The organism is Microbispora rosea, assembly GCF_900156315.1.
Taxonomy (GTDB): domain Bacteria; phylum Actinomycetota; class Actinomycetes; order Streptosporangiales; family Streptosporangiaceae; genus Microbispora; species Microbispora rosea.
Genome location: NZ_FTNI01000057.1, coordinates 1 through 16,048 on the forward strand (window position 1 = coordinate 1; position 16,048 = coordinate 16,048).

Annotated in this window: 13 protein-coding genes, 1 rRNA gene and 1 pseudogene; 11 read left to right on the plus strand and 4 right to left on the minus strand. The window is 69.5% G+C overall.

Annotated features, from left to right (window positions below; genetic code table 11):
* Together BXA11_RS40415 and BXA11_RS40420 are read right to left on the minus strand one after the other, a co-directional pair.
* Nucleotides 1-759 (minus strand): polysaccharide deacetylase family protein (locus BXA11_RS40415; RefSeq protein WP_143734816.1); only part of this gene is annotated, 759 nt, incomplete at its 3' end.
* A 254-nt stretch (nucleotides 760-1,013) separates the two neighbouring features.
* Nucleotides 1,014-1,415: a RidA family protein gene (locus BXA11_RS40420; RefSeq protein ID WP_076443246.1), complete on the minus strand. Its 402-nt coding sequence runs from the start codon at nucleotides 1,413-1,415 to the stop codon at nucleotides 1,014-1,016.
* Between the two features lie 368 nt (nucleotides 1,416-1,783).
* Between BXA11_RS40420 and BXA11_RS40425 the strand changes: the two are divergent.
* A pseudogene (locus BXA11_RS40425) lies at nucleotides 1,784-2,899 on the plus strand (serine hydrolase domain-containing protein); the annotation flags it as partial.
* An 83-nt stretch (nucleotides 2,900-2,982) separates the two neighbouring features.
* Here the strand turns inward: BXA11_RS40425 and BXA11_RS40430 are convergent.
* Together BXA11_RS40430 and BXA11_RS40435 are read right to left on the minus strand one after the other, a co-directional pair.
* Nucleotides 2,983-3,348 (minus strand): nuclear transport factor 2 family protein, encoded by a 366-nt coding sequence (locus BXA11_RS40430; RefSeq protein WP_076443248.1) that lies wholly within the window; start codon nucleotides 3,346-3,348, stop codon nucleotides 2,983-2,985.
* An 85-nt stretch (nucleotides 3,349-3,433) separates the two neighbouring features.
* Entirely contained in the window at nucleotides 3,434-5,089 is a 1,656-nt protein-coding gene (locus BXA11_RS40435; RefSeq protein ID WP_083744947.1) for a class I adenylate-forming enzyme family protein, read from the minus strand.
* 192 nt (nucleotides 5,090-5,281) lie between these two features.
* Between BXA11_RS40435 and argC the strand changes: the two genes are divergently transcribed.
* From argC to BXA11_RS40485, 10 genes are all read left to right on the plus strand, one after another.
* Nucleotides 5,282-6,304 carry an N-acetyl-gamma-glutamyl-phosphate reductase gene (gene argC / locus BXA11_RS40440; RefSeq protein ID WP_076443250.1) on the plus strand — a complete coding sequence of 341 codons (1,023 nt, stop codon included), beginning with the start codon at nucleotides 5,282-5,284 and terminating at the stop codon, nucleotides 6,302-6,304.
* 28 nt (nucleotides 6,305-6,332) lie between these two features.
* Nucleotides 6,333-7,487: a bifunctional glutamate N-acetyltransferase/amino-acid acetyltransferase ArgJ gene (gene argJ, locus BXA11_RS40445; RefSeq protein WP_076443251.1), complete on the plus strand. Its 1,155-nt coding sequence runs from the start codon at nucleotides 6,333-6,335 to the stop codon at nucleotides 7,485-7,487.
* Nucleotides 7,484-8,437 carry an acetylglutamate kinase gene (gene argB / locus BXA11_RS40450; RefSeq protein WP_076443252.1) on the plus strand — a complete coding sequence of 318 codons (954 nt, stop codon included), beginning with the start codon at nucleotides 7,484-7,486 and terminating at the stop codon, nucleotides 8,435-8,437. The genes argJ and argB overlap by 4 nt, the downstream gene beginning before the upstream one ends.
* 41 nt (nucleotides 8,438-8,478) lie before the next feature.
* Complete coding sequence (locus tag BXA11_RS40455; RefSeq protein WP_239105339.1) at nucleotides 8,479-9,624, plus strand: acetylornithine transaminase; 1,146 nt, start codon at nucleotides 8,479-8,481, stop codon at nucleotides 9,622-9,624.
* 181 nt (nucleotides 9,625-9,805) lie between these two features.
* Nucleotides 9,806-10,735 carry an ornithine carbamoyltransferase gene (gene argF, locus BXA11_RS40460; protein WP_076443254.1) on the plus strand — a complete coding sequence of 310 codons (930 nt, stop codon included), beginning with the start codon at nucleotides 9,806-9,808 and terminating at the stop codon, nucleotides 10,733-10,735.
* The gene (locus tag BXA11_RS40465) at nucleotides 10,732-11,316 is read left to right on the plus strand and encodes an arginine repressor (RefSeq protein ID WP_030504919.1); all 585 of its coding nucleotides are present in this window, start codon (nucleotides 10,732-10,734) and stop codon (nucleotides 11,314-11,316) included. The genes argF and BXA11_RS40465 overlap by 4 nt, the downstream gene beginning before the upstream one ends.
* 410 nt (nucleotides 11,317-11,726) lie before the next feature.
* Complete coding sequence (gene argH, locus BXA11_RS40470) at nucleotides 11,727-13,139, plus strand: argininosuccinate lyase (RefSeq protein ID WP_036404568.1); 1,413 nt, start codon at nucleotides 11,727-11,729, stop codon at nucleotides 13,137-13,139.
* Nucleotides 13,121-13,804: a DNA-3-methyladenine glycosylase gene (locus BXA11_RS40475; RefSeq protein ID WP_076443255.1), complete on the plus strand. Its 684-nt coding sequence runs from the start codon at nucleotides 13,121-13,123 to the stop codon at nucleotides 13,802-13,804. The genes argH and BXA11_RS40475 overlap by 19 nt, the downstream gene beginning before the upstream one ends.
* Nucleotides 13,805-13,935: 131 nt before the next feature.
* Entirely contained in the window at nucleotides 13,936-15,201 is a 1,266-nt protein-coding gene (tyrS, locus tag BXA11_RS40480) for a tyrosine--tRNA ligase (RefSeq protein ID WP_076443256.1), read from the plus strand.
* Between the two features lie 663 nt (nucleotides 15,202-15,864).
* Nucleotides 15,865-16,048, plus strand: a 16S ribosomal RNA gene (locus BXA11_RS40485); the annotation flags it as partial.

The following is a 16,048-nucleotide window of genomic DNA, read 5'->3' on the forward strand; positions in this document are numbered from 1 at the left end:
GCTGGGCGACTGGGGGTTTGTGGGGGATGGGGAGGTGGGTCCGCTGCCGTCGGGGGCGATGGCGCGTCCGGTGGTGGGGGAGATCATGCCGGCGCAGAGGTTGCGGCTGCGGAGGTTGGCGGCGATTTGGGAGATGGCTTGGACGGTGGTGGCGTATTGGTCGTGCATGAGGATGATCTGGCCGTTCTGGAGGCGGCCGGCGGCTTGGACGATTTGGGAGGTGCTGGCGCCGTTCCAGTCTTGGGAGTCGACGTCCCAGATGATTTCTCTGAGGCCGAGTTGTTGTTCGACGGTCTTGAGGGTGGAGTTGGTTTCGCCGTATGGGGGGCGGAACAGTTTGGGTGCGGTGCCGGTGGCTTGCTGGATGGCTTGCTGGGTGCGCTGGAGTTCGGACTGGATTTGTGAGCTGCTCATCTGGGTGAGGTGGGGGTGGGTCCAGCTGTGGTTGCCGACCCACATGCCTGCGTCGACTTGGGCTCGGACTAGGGAGGGGTTGTTTTGGGCGTTTTGGCCGATGTTGAAGAAGGTGGCGCGCAGGCCGTTGGCTTTCAGTGTGTTGAGCAGGTTGGTGGTGTTGCTGGGGTTGGGGCCGTCGTCGTAGGTCAGGCCGACGTATCCGGCGCTGCAGTCGGCGGCTTGGGCGGCGGTGGCCGACAGGGTCACGGTCGCGAGCGCCGCGGTGACGACGCCCGCGAGTGCCGTGGCGAGCGTTGTGCGTAAGGCTTTACGTCTTCCGGTGGGTGCGGCGCTGTCGGCCATCTCTTGCTCCTCGTGTCAGGGGCTCTGATCGGACACCGGAAGCAGGCCTGGGTGGCACATCGCCGTTCAGGAGGCGGGCGCCGCCCGGCCCACGGTGGTTCCGCCCGGGGGATCATTCTGGGAAGCGCCGTTGAAACATGTCAAAGATACATCGGAAACATTTCACAATGATGAACCGATAAAGCGGGGGTGGGCTGGTGAAACACCGATGAACTTTTCACGATATGAAACCCGCCTTGGCTGGGTTCCCGGGCTCACCTGCCCACGGCGGCCACCGCCTCGATCTCGATGAGGAGGTCCGGCCGGAACAGGCCGGCAACCCGCACCAGGGAGCTGGCCGGAGGTCGGTCCGCGTCGACGAACTCGTCGCGTACCCTGCGAACGACCGGGAGGGCCGATGTGTCCACTACGTAGATCGTGAGCTTGAACACGTCCTTCCAGGTCGCTCCGCCCGCTTCCAGCGCGGCGCCCACATTGCGCATGGCCAGCCTGGTCTGGGCCTCCCAGTCCCCGGCGGGCGCGGCGGTGCCGTCCGCGGCGATCGGGACCTGCCCCGACGTCCAGACGAGCCGGCTCCCGGGAGGCACGACCGCCACGTGGCTGTATCCGTTGGTCGCGGGAAGGGTCGAAGGGCTGCTGAGTTCGAAACCGGTCATCGTCTTCCTGTGGATCGGGGATGAAAGGGCTGATGTCGCTGGACGGGACAACGATGAAAGTGTGCCCGGGGCGGAGGGTGGTCCCGCCGGTGGTATGCCTCTGGATCTGAATCTTGGACTTCTCCCGTCGGCACGGGGTGCGTCTGACGACGGAGGCGAGCACGCGCTCGTCCGTCCTCGCGTCGTCCTGGCGGAACCTCGGTGACGCGTCCGTCCGCCCCGGGGAGAGGCGACGCCTTTCCGAGTTCTCGTTACCGGACCGTTCCGGCCGCAACGGTCGCGTGACTGGGCGGGTGTGGAGGGAATGCTGACCCTGCGGTTCGGCCGGCGCGCCCGGACGGACGCCCGGCCCGGCGGAGGGAGTCGGCATGAGCGTCACCCGGTACCGGACGATCACACTTCGCCTCCTGACCGTGTCGGCTCTCGTCCTGGGCGCGGCGACTGCGCCTGCCACGCCAGGGACGGCCGACCCCGTACGGCGGCCGCGTGACGCGGAGGCGGCATTGGGCGCCGTGCTCGACCGAGCGGTCAGCGAGGGGTCTCCCGGCGCGCTGGCCCAGGTGTCCCGTGCGGGCCGTATCACCACGGTCACGCGCGGCGTGGCCGACACCGGAACCCGGCGCGAACCACGGGCGGACATGCGGTTCCGGATCGGCAGCACGACCAAGACGTTTGTCGCCACGGTCGTCCTGCAACTGGTCGCGGAGGGCCGTCTCCGCCTGGACGACATGCTCGAACGGCGCCTGCCGGGTCTGGTCACGGGCAACGGCAATGACGGACGGGCCATCACCGTCCGGATGCTGCTCAACCACACCAGCGGGCTGTTCAACTACACGAAGGACCACCATGTGCCGGATGCGCTCGAACGCGATCCGCTCACGACCTTCACACCGCGCCGGTTGGTGGGGTACGCGCTCGGCCACCCTCCGGTGTTCCCGCCCGGGACGTCCTGGCAGTATTCGAACACCAACTACATCCTGCTCGGGATGATCATCGAGCGGGTGACCGGGCACGCGTACCCCATGGAGGTCGCCACGCGGGTCCTGCGCCCGCTGGGACTGCGGTCCACCTACTTTCCCGGCGCCTCGCCGGACGTCCGCCCTCCCTTCATCCACGGGTACAGCAAGGACGGGCTCTCGCGCTTCAACCCTTCCTGGGCCGGGGCCGCCGGTGAGATGATCTCCACCGTCGGGGACCTGAACCGGTTCGACGCGGCGCTGCTCTCCGGTCGCCTGCTGCCGGCCGCCCTGCTGCGGGAGATGCTCACCCCGACGCCGAAGTCCGACGTCTTCCACGGGCCGGGCCCGTACCGGTACGGGCTGGGCGTCATGATGGTCACCCTCCCCTGCGGCGTCACCGTGTACGGGCACGGTGGCACCATCTTCGGTTCGCTCACCTGGATGGCCGGCACCCGCGACGGACGCCACACGCTGTCCTTCGTCCTGAACGGCGACAAGGTGAACCAGGGGGAGCTCACCACGGCCGCGAACGCGGCGGAGTTCTGCCCGGCGGCCACGGTCCCGTCGCAGCCGCAGGCGACGAGGGGTACCGCGCTCCGGGTGATCGATCAGGAGGGGACCTTGTCCAGGAAGCCGTACACGTTCCGGATCCGCCCGTCCTCGGCGAACGCCACGACGTCGAAGCCGATCACCACGGGCTCCGCCGCGCCTTCGGGGCCGAGGTGCCAGGTGAAGCGCGCCGTGTCGTGGTGGCCGTCCACCGGCCCGCCCAGGGTGAACGCGAGTCCGGGGAACATCTCCTGCGCCCCGGCGATCACCGCGGCGATCCCATCGTGCCCGGTGACGGCGGCCAGCGGGTCGGTGTAGCCACCGTCCTCGGTCCACAGCTCGGCAACCGCCTTCGCCCTGACCTCGGCGTCGCGCTCGTTCCAGGCGGCGATGTAACGCTCGGCCAGGGCGGTGTAGTCGGTCATTTCCACTCCTTCGGGGATGTCTTCGTGACGACACGTGAACGGTGTCACGGAGCCCCGAGGAGAGGCGATTACGCGGGAGGTAACCCTAAAGACCGAGGGTCTCCTTCCGCAGGTGGGTCTTGAGCACCTTGCCGCCGGGGTTGCGCGGCAGTTCGGCCTCCCTGAACCAGAACCGCACCGGCACCTTGAACGCCGCGATCCGGCCGCGCAGGAACTCCTGGAGATCCTCGCCGGTGGCGCCGGCGCCAGGCTTGAGCCGTACGACCGCGCCGACCTGCTCGCCCATCTCGTCGTCCGGGATGCCGATCACGGCCGCGTCGTCCACCGCGGGGTGCTCGAACAGGGCGGCCTCGACTTCGGCGCAGTAGACGTTCTCGCCGCCCCTGATGACCATGTCTTTGGCGCGGTCGACGATGTAGACGTAGCCGTCCTCGTCGATGCGGGCGAGGTCGCCCGTGTGCAGCCAGCCGTTCACGAACGTCTCCGCCGTGGCCTCGGGGCGGTTCCAGTAGCCCATGATCACGATCGGTCCGCGCATGCACAGCTCGCCGACCTCGCCGGGCGGCAGCTCGGCGCCGAGCGGGTCGCAGACCCTGACGTCCACGACGGCGAGCGGCAGCCCGATGCTGTCGGGCTTGGCCAGGTAGTCCCTGCCGCTGTTGTAGATCGCGAGCGCCGTCGTCTCGGTCATGCCGTACCCGTTGGCGGGCGTGCGGTTGGGGAGCGACTCGGTGATCCGCTCCAGCAGCTTCGGCGGGGCCGGGGCGCCGCCGTACGAGATGGAGCCGAGCGAGGAGATGTCGTGCTTGTTCAGATCGGGATGCGACAGCAGTTGCCAGGCGTTGGTCGGCACGCCGCTCATCACGGTGACCTGCTCGCGTTCGATGAGCTCCAGAGCCCGCTTGGGGTCCCACTTGTACATGAGCACGAGCCCGCCGCCGCTGAACATCGTGGTCATCAGTACGGCGAAGCACCCGGTGACGTGGAAAAGGGGCACGGTCAGCAGGGTGATTCTGCGCTTTTCCGCCGCCGCGGCCACGTCTCTGCCGGCCATCGCCACCGTGCGCATCATCGCGTACGCGACGGTCATCGGCGCCTGGCCGAGGTTGCGGTGGCTGCCGAGGGCGCCCTTGGACCTGCCGGTGGTGCCGGAGGTGTAGAAGATCGTGGCGGGGTCGTCGGGATCGAGTTCGACCTGCGGCAGCGTCACGTCGGCGCGGACCTCGCCGAGGACCTCTGCCCAGTCGGCCCCCTCGCCGCGGGTGACGATCATCGGCAGGCCGCTGCCGGCCATCCGGGCGGCGCGCTCGCCGTCGGCGATCACGACCTTCGCGCCCGAGTCGCTCAGGCCGTACGCCAGCTCCTGCTCGGTCCACCACGCGTTGAGCGGCACGGCCACCGCCCCGGCGGCGAGCACGGCGGAGAAGGAGACGATCCACTCGGGGTAGTTGCGCATGGCCACGACGACGCGGTCGCCCTTGCGCACGCCATAGTCGTCCACCAGGCGGTTGGCGAGCGTCGCGGCCAGCCGGAAATGCTCCTCATAGGTGAGGCGCTCGTCCTCGTAGGCGATGAACACCTTGTCGCCGTGAAACCGGGTGATCTCCAGGAGGGCCCGGAAGGTGCCTGGAGCGTGTTTCCATGTCCGGATCTTGTGACCGCCGACCTCGACCTCTTCCATCTCGAAGAGCTGCCCGGGCGCCGTGAGCTGGGCCTGGACCTGTTCGTTCGTGATCGTCATGCTGGCGCACTCCCGGATGCGTTCGTTAACCGGAGGTTTCACGATACCGACCGGTAGGTACGTCGGCTAGATGTCCATCCTTCGGAACGCTGCTTGCATGCTCATGCTTTGCGATGCATACTCTCTACACCAGCAAGAACATGAGGTCGGCTGCATGATCATGCAGAGATCGCGGAAGATCGGGGGGCGCGGATGAGGGCGGCGATCGCCGGAGCCAGCGGCTACGCGGGAGGAGAGCTGCTCCGTCTGCTGCTCGGACACCCCGCCGTCGAGATCGGCGCGCTGACCGCCGCGTCCAGCGCGGGCACCAGGCTCGGCGCCCACCAGCCCCACCTGCCGTCGCTGGCCGACCGGGTGATCGAGCAGACCACCCCCGACGTGCTCGCCGGCCATGACGTCGTCTTCCTCGCCCTCCCGCACGGTCAGTCGGCCGCGGTCGCCGCCGAGCTCGGCGACGGCACGCTCGTCGTCGACTGCGGCGCCGACTTCCGGCTGACCAGCGCGCAAGAGTGGACCGCATTCTACGGCGGCGTCCACGCCGGCACGTGGCCGTACGGCCTGCCCGAGCTGCCCGGGCAGCGCGAGGTCCTGCGCGGCGCCCGGCGCATCGCCGTCCCCGGCTGCTACCCGACGGCCGCGACGCTTGCGTTGTTCCCGGCCTTCGCGGCCGGGCTGGCCGAGCCCGACGTCGTGGTCGTCGCCGCGAGCGGCACCTCCGGAGCCGGCCGGGCGCCCAAGGCCCACCTGCTCGGCACCGAGGTCATGGGCTCGGTCAGCGCGTACGGGGTGGGCGGGGTGCACCGGCACACGCCGGAGATGGAGCAGAACCTGTCGGCGGTCGCCGGACGGCCGGTCCGGGTGTCGTTCACGCCGACCCTCGCGCCGATGAGCCGCGGCATCCTCGCCACCTGCACGGCTCCCGCCGCTTCGGGTGTCACCCCCGCCGCGATCCGGGAGGCGTACGAGACGGCGGTGAAGGACGAGCCGTTCCTCCACCTGCTGCCGGAGGGGGTATGGCCGGCGACCGCGATGACGGTCGGGGCCAACACCGCGGTCCTGCAGGTCGCCCTCGACGAGCGGGCCGGGCGGATCGTCGCCGTCGTCGCCATCGACAACCTCACCAAGGGGACCGCGGGCGGCGCGATCCAGAGCGCCAACCTCGCTCTCGGCCTTCCGGAAGAAGTCGGTCTTCCCACCAATGGAGTCGCCCCGTGACCAAGATCGTCCCCTGTGAGGAGCGCGCATGAGTGTGACTGCACCGCTGGGTTTCCGCGCCGCAGGAGTCGCCGCGGGGATCAAGAGCGGCGGCGCCCGCGACCTGGCCCTGGTCGTCAACGACGGCCCCTCGCGTGCCGCGGCCGGTGTCTTCACCCGCAACCGCTTCAAGGCCGCGCCCGTCCTGTGGTCGGCTCAGGTCCTCGGCGGCGGCCGTGTGAGGGCCGTCGTCCTCAACTCCGGCGGCGCCAACGCCTGCACCGGCCCGCTGGGCTTCCAGGACACCCATGCCACCGCCGAGAAGGTGGCGGAGGTCCTGGACGACTCCGCGGCCGAGATCGCGGTCTGCTCCACCGGCCTGATCGGCGAGCGGCTGCCGATGGACGCGCTGCTCGGCGGCGTGGGCACCGTGGCCGCCCAGCTCAGCCGCGACGGCGGCCTGGCGGCGGCCGACGCGATCCGGACCACCGACACCGTCAGCAAGATCTCCTTCCGCCGCGGCGAGAAGGGCTACATGGTGGGCGGCATGGCCAAGGGTGCCGGGATGCTCGCGCCCGCGCTCGCCACGATGCTGTGCGTGCTCACAACCGACGCCGACCTCACGTCCGAGGAACTCGACACGGTGCTGCGCAGGGCGACCTCTGCGACGTTCGACAGGCTCGACACCGACGGCTGCATGTCGACCAACGACACCGTGCTGCTGCTCGCGAGCGGAGCGTCGGGCGTGCGCCCCGACCTCGCCGAGTTCGAGAAGGTCGTCACCGCCGTCTGCGCGGACCTGTCCCGGCAGCTTCAGGTCGACGCCGAGGGCGCTTCGAAGGCGATCGCCATCGAGGTCGTCGGCGCGGCGTCGGAGGAGGACGCGTTGGCGGTGGGCCGTGCGGTCGCCCGCTCGAACCTGCTCAAGTGCGCGATCCACGGCGAGGACCCCAACTGGGGCCGCGTGGTCAGCGCGGTCGGCACCACAGACGCCGTGTTCGACGCCGAGCGGGTCAACGTGGCGGTCAACGGCATCTGGATCTGCCGCGGCGGCGCGGCGGGAGACGATCGCGCCAAGGTCGACCTGCGGCCCCGCGACGTCACCATCACCATCGACCTGTCCGCCGGCCCGCACAGCGCGACCGTGCACACCACCGACCTCACGGCGGCGTACGTGCACGAGAACTCGGCGTACTCGTCATGAGCGTCAGGCGGAACGGCGCGCTGGACAAGGCGCACACCCTGATCGAGGCGCTGCCCTGGCTCGCGCGCTTCCACGGCGCGACCGTCGTCATCAAGTACGGCGGCAACGCCATGACGGAGGAGCACCTGCGGGCCAAGTTCGCGGCCGACGTGGTGTTCCTGCGCTACGCGGGCCTGCGCCCGGTGATCGTGCACGGCGGCGGCCCGCAGATCCAGTCGCACCTCGATCTGCTCGGGATCGACAGCCACTTCGTGTCCGGGCTGCGGGTGACCACACCCGAGGCGATGCAGGTCGTCCGGATGGTGCTGGTCGGACAGGTCAACCGCGACGTGGTCGGGCTGATCAACGAGCATGGGCCGTTCGCGGTCGGCATGTCCGGCGAGGATGCCCATCTGTTCACGGCCGAGCGCAAGCACGTGGTCGTGGACGGCGTCAAGGTGGACATCGGTCAGGTCGGAGAGATCGTCCGGGTCGAGGCCGGCGCCGTGCGGGCCCTGCTCGACGACGGCCGCATTCCGGTGGTGTCGTCCGTGGCCCGGGGCGAGGACGGCGGGATCTACAACGTCAACGCCGACACCGCCGCCGCCGCTCTCGCCGTGGCGCTCCAGGCGTCGAAGCTCATCGTCCTGACCGACGTCGAGGGGCTGTACGCCGACTGGCCCAACAGCGAGGAGGTCGTCAGCCGGATCGGGGCGTCCGAGCTCGCCGCGTTGCTGCCCTCGCTGTCCAGCGGCATGGTGCCGAAAATGGAGGCATGCCTGTCCGCCGTGCGCGGCGGCGTCCCACAGGCGCACGTGCTCGACGGGCGGGTGCCGCACGCGCTGTTGCTGGAGGTCTTCACCGATGAGGGCATCGGGACGATGGTCGAGCCCGACGGCGCCGTCGCGGCGGCGCGAGGCGGGACCGGAGCGACGGCGGACGGCACCGTGAACGGGGAGGTTGCCAGGTGACCACCAACGACGAACTGCGCGGACGCTTCGAAGCGGCGTTCATGCGCAACTACGGGGTGCCGCCGGTCGCCATCGCCCGGGGCGAGGGCTGCTCCGTCTGGGATGTGGACGGCCGCCGCTACCTCGACCTCATCGGTGGCATCGCGGTGACCTCGCTCGGCCACAGCCACCCGGCCCTGGTCGAGGCGGTGTCCCGCCAGGTGGCCACACTCGCGCACACCTCGAACCTCTACCTGCACGAGCCCGAGGTGCTGCTCGCCGAGAAGCTGCTCGCCCTGCTCGGAGAGCCCGCGCGGGTCTTCCTCTCCAACTCCGGCACCGAGGCCAACGAGGCGGCAGTAAAGATCGCCATCAAGTACGGCAAGACGCATGGCCGCGGCTACATGGTGGCGACGGAGAACGGCTTCCACGGCCGCACGCTCGGTGCTCTGTCGCTGACGGGCAAGCCCGCGATCCGCGACCAGTTCGGGCCGTTCCCGCTCGACGTCCGGTTCGTCCCGTACGGGGATGCGGACGCGCTCAAGAGCGCGGTGACCGAGGACTGCGCCGCGGTCTTCCTGGAGCCCACCCAGGGTGAGGCCGGTGTCATACCGCCGCCCGACGGCTACTTCCGCACCGCCAGGGAGATCTGCTCCTCGGCGGGGGCCCTGCTCGTCGCCGACGAGATCCAGTCGGCCATCGGCCGCACCGGGCACTGGTTCGCCCATCAGGCGGAGGGGGTCGTCCCCGACGTCCTGACGCTGGCGAAGGGCCTCGGCGGAGGCATGCCCATCGGCGCCTGCATCGGCTTCGGCGAGGCCGGCGAGGTCTTCGCCAAGGGCGATCACGGTTCGACCTTCGGCGGCAACCCCGTGTCGTGCGCGGCGGCACTCGCCGTGCTCGACACGATCGAGCGCGACGGACTGCTCGGCAATGTCGTGACGGTGGGGGCCCTGCTGTCCGAGGGCATCGCCGCCGTGCGGCATCCGTTGCTCAAGGGAGTCAGGGGACGCGGGCTCTGGCTGGCCGCCGTGCTCACCGCGCCGAAGTCGGCGCAGGTGCAGGCGGTGGCACAGGAGGCCGGATTCCTGGTCAACGCCCTTCAGCCCGACGCGGTGCGGCTCGCGCCGCCGCTTGTCATCACCGAATCCGACGTGCAGACCTTCCTCGACGCGCTGCCCGGCATCCTGGAGGCCGCAGATGTCTGAGAACGACCTCGTGAACCCCATCGCCGGCCCGGACCCTGACGGTCCTCCCGGGCGGGTGGGGCAAGGCGCGGACCCGGCGCAGGTCAGACAGGGCGCGGACCCGGCGCAGGTCAGACAGGGCGCGGACCCGGCGCAAGTGAGGAAGGGCGCGGACCCGGCGCAAGTGAGGAAGGGCGCGGGGGTGAGGCACTTCCTGCGGGACGACGACCTGTCGCCGGAAGAGCAGGCGCAGGTGCTCGACCTCGCCGAGGCGATGAAGAAGGACCGGTTCGGCTACCGGCCCTTCGAAGGCCCTCGCACGGTCGCCGTGCTGTTCGACAAGCCGTCCACCCGCACCCGGGTCTCCTTCACCGTCGGGGTCGCGGAGCTGGGCGGCCAGCCTCTGGTCATGGACCTCGGCACGTCGCAGATGGGACGTGGAGAGCCGATCGAGGACACCGCGCGGGTGCTGTCCCGGCAGGTCGCGGCGATCGTGTGGCGGACGGCGGGCCAGGAGCGCATCGAGGCGATGGCGGCGCACTCGTCGGTGCCGGTGGTGAACGCGCTGACCGACGAGTTCCACCCCTGCCAGATCCTCGCCGACCTTCAGACGATCCGGGAGCACAAGGGCTCGCCGCGGGGCCTCACCCTCGCCTACCTCGGCGACGGCGCCAACAACATGGCCCACTCCTACCTGCTGGGCGGGGCCACGGCCGGCATGCACGTCCGGATCGGGGCGCCCGTGGGCTACCTGCCCGACGCGTCGGTCATGGAGCGGGCTGCCGAGATCGCGGCGGCCACCGGCGGATCGGTCACGGCGGTGAGCGATCCCGAGGCCGCGGTGGCCGGAGCGCACGTCGTCGCGACCGACACCTGGGTGTCGATGGGTCAGGACGGCAAGGACGAGCGGATCGCGGCCTTCGCCTCCTACCAGGTGACCACCGCCCTGCTCGGCCTGGCGGACCCGGACGCGATCGTGCTTCACTGTCTCCCGGCATATCGGGGATTGGAAATCGCCGCGGACGTCATCGACGGGCCGCAGAGCGTGGTGTGGGATCAGGCGGAGAATCGGCTGCACGCCCAGAAGGCGCTGCTGCACTGGCTGGCGACGCGGGGTGCGGAGGGATCGTGACCATCCCGCTGACGAAGGCGGCCCGGCACGCACGCATCGTGGAACTGCTGACCAGGCACAAGGTCCGCTCGCAGCCCGAGCTGGCCAAACTCCTGGCGGAGCAGGGAGTGGAGGTCACCCAGGCCACGCTCTCCCGCGATCTCGACGAGCTGGGCGCGCTGAAGTTGCGGGCCGACGACGGAACGCTGGTCTACGCGCTGCCCGGCGAGGGTGGGGGACGGATACCGCTCTACCGCACCGGTGCCGCGAACGGCATGCCGGAGAACCCCGACGCGCGGCTGCGGAGGATCGCGGAGGAGCTCCTGGTGTCGGCCGAGGCGTCGGCCAACCTCGTGATACTGCGCACGCCGCCGGGAGCGGCCCAGTTCCTCGCCTCGGCCATCGACCACGCGGGCTGGGAGTCCATCCTCGGCACGGTGGCCGGCGACGACACGATCCTGGTGATCAGCCGTGACCCGACCGGAGGGCAGGCGCTGGCGGAGACCCTGCTCAGCCTGGCCACCCGCCGCACGCCCGACGTGACCAGGCACAAGCTCGCCGCGGAGGTTCGCGACCACGGCAGTGAGAAGCAGGAACCATGACGGATCGGGTCCATTCGCCGCGGGGCTTTGCACGCCGAAGGCCATTCCCGACTCACGGGGAAGACCGGTTCGGAAGCCGTCGGAGAAGGGCCCGCCGATCGACGTCAACGGGAGATCGACGAACTCGATGGATCACAACGAGATCGCGGCCGCGCGGGGCACCCGCCAGGCCTGATTCACCCGGCATACGCCCCGGTTCCGATGCAGGGACCGGGGCGTACGTCGGCTAAGGTCGCGGATTAGTCCCGCAGAAGGATCCGCGTGAAGGATTTGCGTCGAAGATTCATCCGAGAAAAGCGGAGAAGACGCAAAGACCCACGACGACGGCCCCGGGCGGGAACGGCGCGCGGTCATCTTTTCTGCAGGGACTCGAATATCGGAGGGAGAAGACGGTGGCGGACAACAAGCCGATGCGGCTCTGGGGTGGCAGGTTCGAGGGGGGACCCGCGGACGCCCTCACGCGCCTGTCGGTGAGCGTGCAGTTCGACTGGCGGCTCGCGCCGTACGATCTGCTGGCCTCGCGTGCGCACGCGCGCGTGCTGAACCGCGCCGGGCTGCTGACCCAGGAGGAGCTCGACCGCATGCTGGGTGCGCTCGACGACCTCGACCAGGCGTGCCGCAAGGGAGAGTTCCGCCCCACCGTGGCCGACGAAGACGTGCACACGGCGCTGGAGCGCGGCCTGCTCGAACGGCTCGGCTCGCTGGGCGGCAAGCTGCGCGCCGGCCGCAGCCGCAACGACCAGATCGCCACCGACCTCCGCCTCTACCTGCGTGACCACGTCCGCGTGATCGTCTCCCGGCTCGCCGAGCTGGAGACGGCGCTGATCAGCCAGGCCGAGGAGAACGCCGACGTCGCCGCCCCCGGCATGACGCACTTGCAGCACGCCCAGCCCGTGTCGTTCGGCCATCAGCTCCTGGCCCACGTTCACGCGCTCACCCGCGACGTGGACCGCCTCCGCGACTGGGACAGGCGCGCGGCGATCTCGCCGCTCGGCTCGGGCGCGCTGGCCGGGTCCTCCCTGCCGCTCGACCCCGCCGCCGTCGCCGCCGAACTCGGGTTCGACGCCCCCGCGCCGAACTCGATGGACGCGGTCGCCGACCGCGACTTCGCCGCCGAGTTCCTGTTCTGCGCCGCGTTGATCGGCGTGCACATCTCCCGGCTCGGCGAGGAGATCGTGCTGTGGGCCTCGCAGGAGTTCCGGTGGATCGAGGTGGACGACGCCTACTCCACCGGCTCGTCGATCATGCCGCAGAAGAAGAACCCCGACGTCGCCGAGCTGGCCAGGGGCAAGAGCGGACGGCTGATCGGTTCGCTGATGTCGCTGCTGACGACCCTCAAGGGCCTGCCGCTCACCTACAACCGCGACCTGCAGGAGGACAAGGAGCCGGTGTTCGACGCGGTCGACACCCTGCTCTTGGTGCTTCCCGCCGTGTCGGGCATGGTGTCCACGATGCGCGTGAACAAGGCCAAGCTGGAGGCCAGCGCGCCCGACGGCTTCGCCCTGGCCACCGACCTCGCCGAACTGCTGGTCCGCCGCGGGGTGCCGTTCCGCGACGCGCACGAGGCCGTCGGTCACCTGGTGGTGTGGTGCCAGGTGAACGACAAGGATCTCGGTGAGCTCACCGACGACGAGCTCGCCAAGGTCTCACCGCACTTCGCCGTCGACGCCTCCGGCGCGAGCGTCCGTGACGTGCTGAACGTGCACGGCGCGCTGGCCGCCCGCAGCGCCTTCGGCGGCACCGCGCCCGACCGGGTGCGCGACCAGATCGCGAACCTCCGGGATGTCGTCGACGGCCAGGCGGCATGGGCGAACGAGAGCTGATCGAGGAGGTCGCGGGCGCTCCGCTCGGCCGCGACTTCTTCGACCGCCCTTCGGACCTGGTCGCGCCCGACCTGCTCGGTCGCGTGGTCGTGCACGGGTCGGTGGCCGTGCGGCTGAGCGAGGTCGAGGCGTACGGCGGGCCGGGACAGGACCCGGCCGCCCACACCTACCGGGGACGCACGCCGCGCAACGCGGTCATGTTCGGCCCGCCGGGGCACCTCTACGTTTACTTCACGTACGGCATGCACTATTGCGTCAATCTCGTATGCATGCCCGAGGGCGCCGGCTCGGCCGTCCTGTTACGTGCCGGCGAGGTGGTCGCGGGCGTGCACACCGCGCGCATCCGGCGCATGCCGCACGCCGACGGCCCGGACCTGGAAGGGTTGGTGCGGCGTGTTCCGGACCGCGACCTCGCGCGCGGACCGGCCCGGCTCACGGTGGCGCTCGGCCTGGTCCGGGAGCACAACGGCACGGACTGCTGCTCTGGCGGCCCGATCCGAGTGCACGAGGGCCGGCCCGTGCCGTCCGGCCAGATCAGGACAGGTCCTCGTACCGGCGTGTCGGCGGCCGCCGACACGCCCTGGAGGTTCTGGATCGACGGCGACCCCACCGTTTCGCCCTACCGCGCCCACGTTCCCCGGCGGCGAGGCCGTGCCACGAGCTGACGCGCGGGTAAGAAGTGGCGATAAGGTTTCGTGATCAGGCAGGCTTGTACGGAAGCCCGTACATCCACCATCGATAAGCGAAAGCCACGACCGTGACCGCAACTTCAGGCAACCTCGTGCCGACGTCGGAGATGGCTGACATCCTCGACGAGCTCGAGTGGCGCGACGTGATCGCGCAGACGACCGATATCGACGCGCTGCGCAAGGCGCTGGCCGACGGTCCGATCACCGTGTATGCGGGCTTCGACCCGACCGCACCCTCGCTGCACGTGGGCAACCTGGCCACGCTGCTGATCCTGACCCGCTTCCAGCGGGCGGGGCACCGGCCCATCGGCCTGGTCGGAGGCGCCACCGGTTTGATCGGCGACCCGAGCGGCCGCAGCACAGAGAGGGCACTGAACTCCAGCGACATCGTCGCCGAATGGGTGTCACGCATCCGGGTGCAGGTCGAGAAGTTCCTGTCCTTCGAGGAGGGACCGACAGCGGCCGCGCTGGTCAGCAACCTCGACTGGACCGCGAACCTGTCGGCGATCGACTTCCTCCGGGACATCGGCAAGCACTTCCCCGTCAACCGCATGCTGGCCAGGGAGTCGGTCTCCGCCCGGCTCGCCGGCGAGGGGCTCAGCTACACCGAGTTCAGCTACCAGATCCTGCAGGCCAACGACTACCTCGAGCTGCACCGGCGGCACGGATGCACGTTGCAGCTCGGCGGCAGCGACCAGTGGGGCAACATCACGGCCGGAGTCGACCTGATCCGCAGGGTCGAGGGTGCGCATGTCCACGCGCTGACCGGCAAGCTGATCACCAAGGCCGACGGCACGAAGTTCGGCAAGACGGCCGGCGGTGCGGTCTGGCTCGATCCCGCGCTCACCTCGTCGTACGCGTTCTACCAGTACTGGTTGAACGCCGACGACCGGGATGTGGTGCGGTTCCTCAAGGTCTTCACCTTCCGCACGCGGGAGGAGATAGACGAGTTGGAGAAGGCCGTGGCCGAGCGGCCCGCCGCTCGTGAGGCGCAACGCGCCCTAGCCGAGGACCTGACCACGTTGGTCCACGGCTCCGACGAGCTGGCCCGGGTGATCGCCGCTTCGCGCGCGCTGTTCGGGCAGGGCTCGCTGGCCGAGCTCGACGCCCGCACGCTGGAGTCCGCTCTCGCCGAGGTGCCCAAGGCGGTCGTGCCCACCCTGGGCGCGCCGTACGTCGAGCTGCTCGCGCAGAGCGGCCTGGTGGAGTCGAAGTCTGCCGCGCGCCGGGCCGTCAAGGAGGGCGGCGCGTACCTGAACAACACCAAGATCACCGACGAGGAGTACGTGCCCTCGGTGGACGACCTGCTGCACGGCCGATTCCTCGTGCTGCGCAGAGGCAAGAAGACGGTCGGCGGCGTCGAGGTCGCCTGATCTACCGCATTGAGCAGCCGCTTCGGTCCAAGACCGGGGCGGCTGTTTCATGTCCAAGAGTTGGTGTGGCGAAGGTAACAGTCCTATGGCGTGGAGAGCGGCCGGCGTCCGAAGTTCCCGTCTGACCTAGGGTTTTGGCCATCTCGGCGTGATTTGACGGCAGAGTCGGTGTTGCCTAATGTTTCCTTCGCCCCCGGGGACGCGGGACGCCGAAAGGCGGCCGGACCCCGACGGGCAAGCCACTCCGACGGCTACCCAGGCGAGGCGCTCGCGTCGAGTCCGGGTCGTTCGTGGCGCGGCCAGACCGAAAGGTTTGACGCGAGGCGGGCGAGGGTTTAGTATGGAGTGGTTGCCCCGAAAGGGGTGGTCACTCTAACAAGAGCATTGGCCGAGATCGTATGGCCCTCCAGGTCTGCGATGCGGCGATCGTCGTAGAGTCGGCCGAACGGAAGTCATCGCCCTGGATCTCGGGACTCCTTCGTGGGTTTCGGGTGATGGTGGTCGCGTCCGTTTCTTGAGAACTCAACAGTGTGCTAAAAGCCAGTGCATGAAGTCATGCATGACCCCGTCATAGCGGCACTCTTTGTGGTGTCGGTGACGGATTCCTTTGACGGCATCCTTCCTTAGCCGGAGGGTGCCTGCTGGGGATTACTTTTCAAGCATTGTTTGGAGAGTTTGATCCTGGCTCAGGACGAACGCTGGCGGCGTGCTTAACACATGCAAGTCGAGCGGAAAGGCCCTTCGGGGTACTCGAGCGGCGAACGGGTGAGTAACACGTGAGTAACCTGCCCCTGACTCTGGGATAAGCCTGGGAAACCGGGTCTAATACCGGATATGACACTCCTCC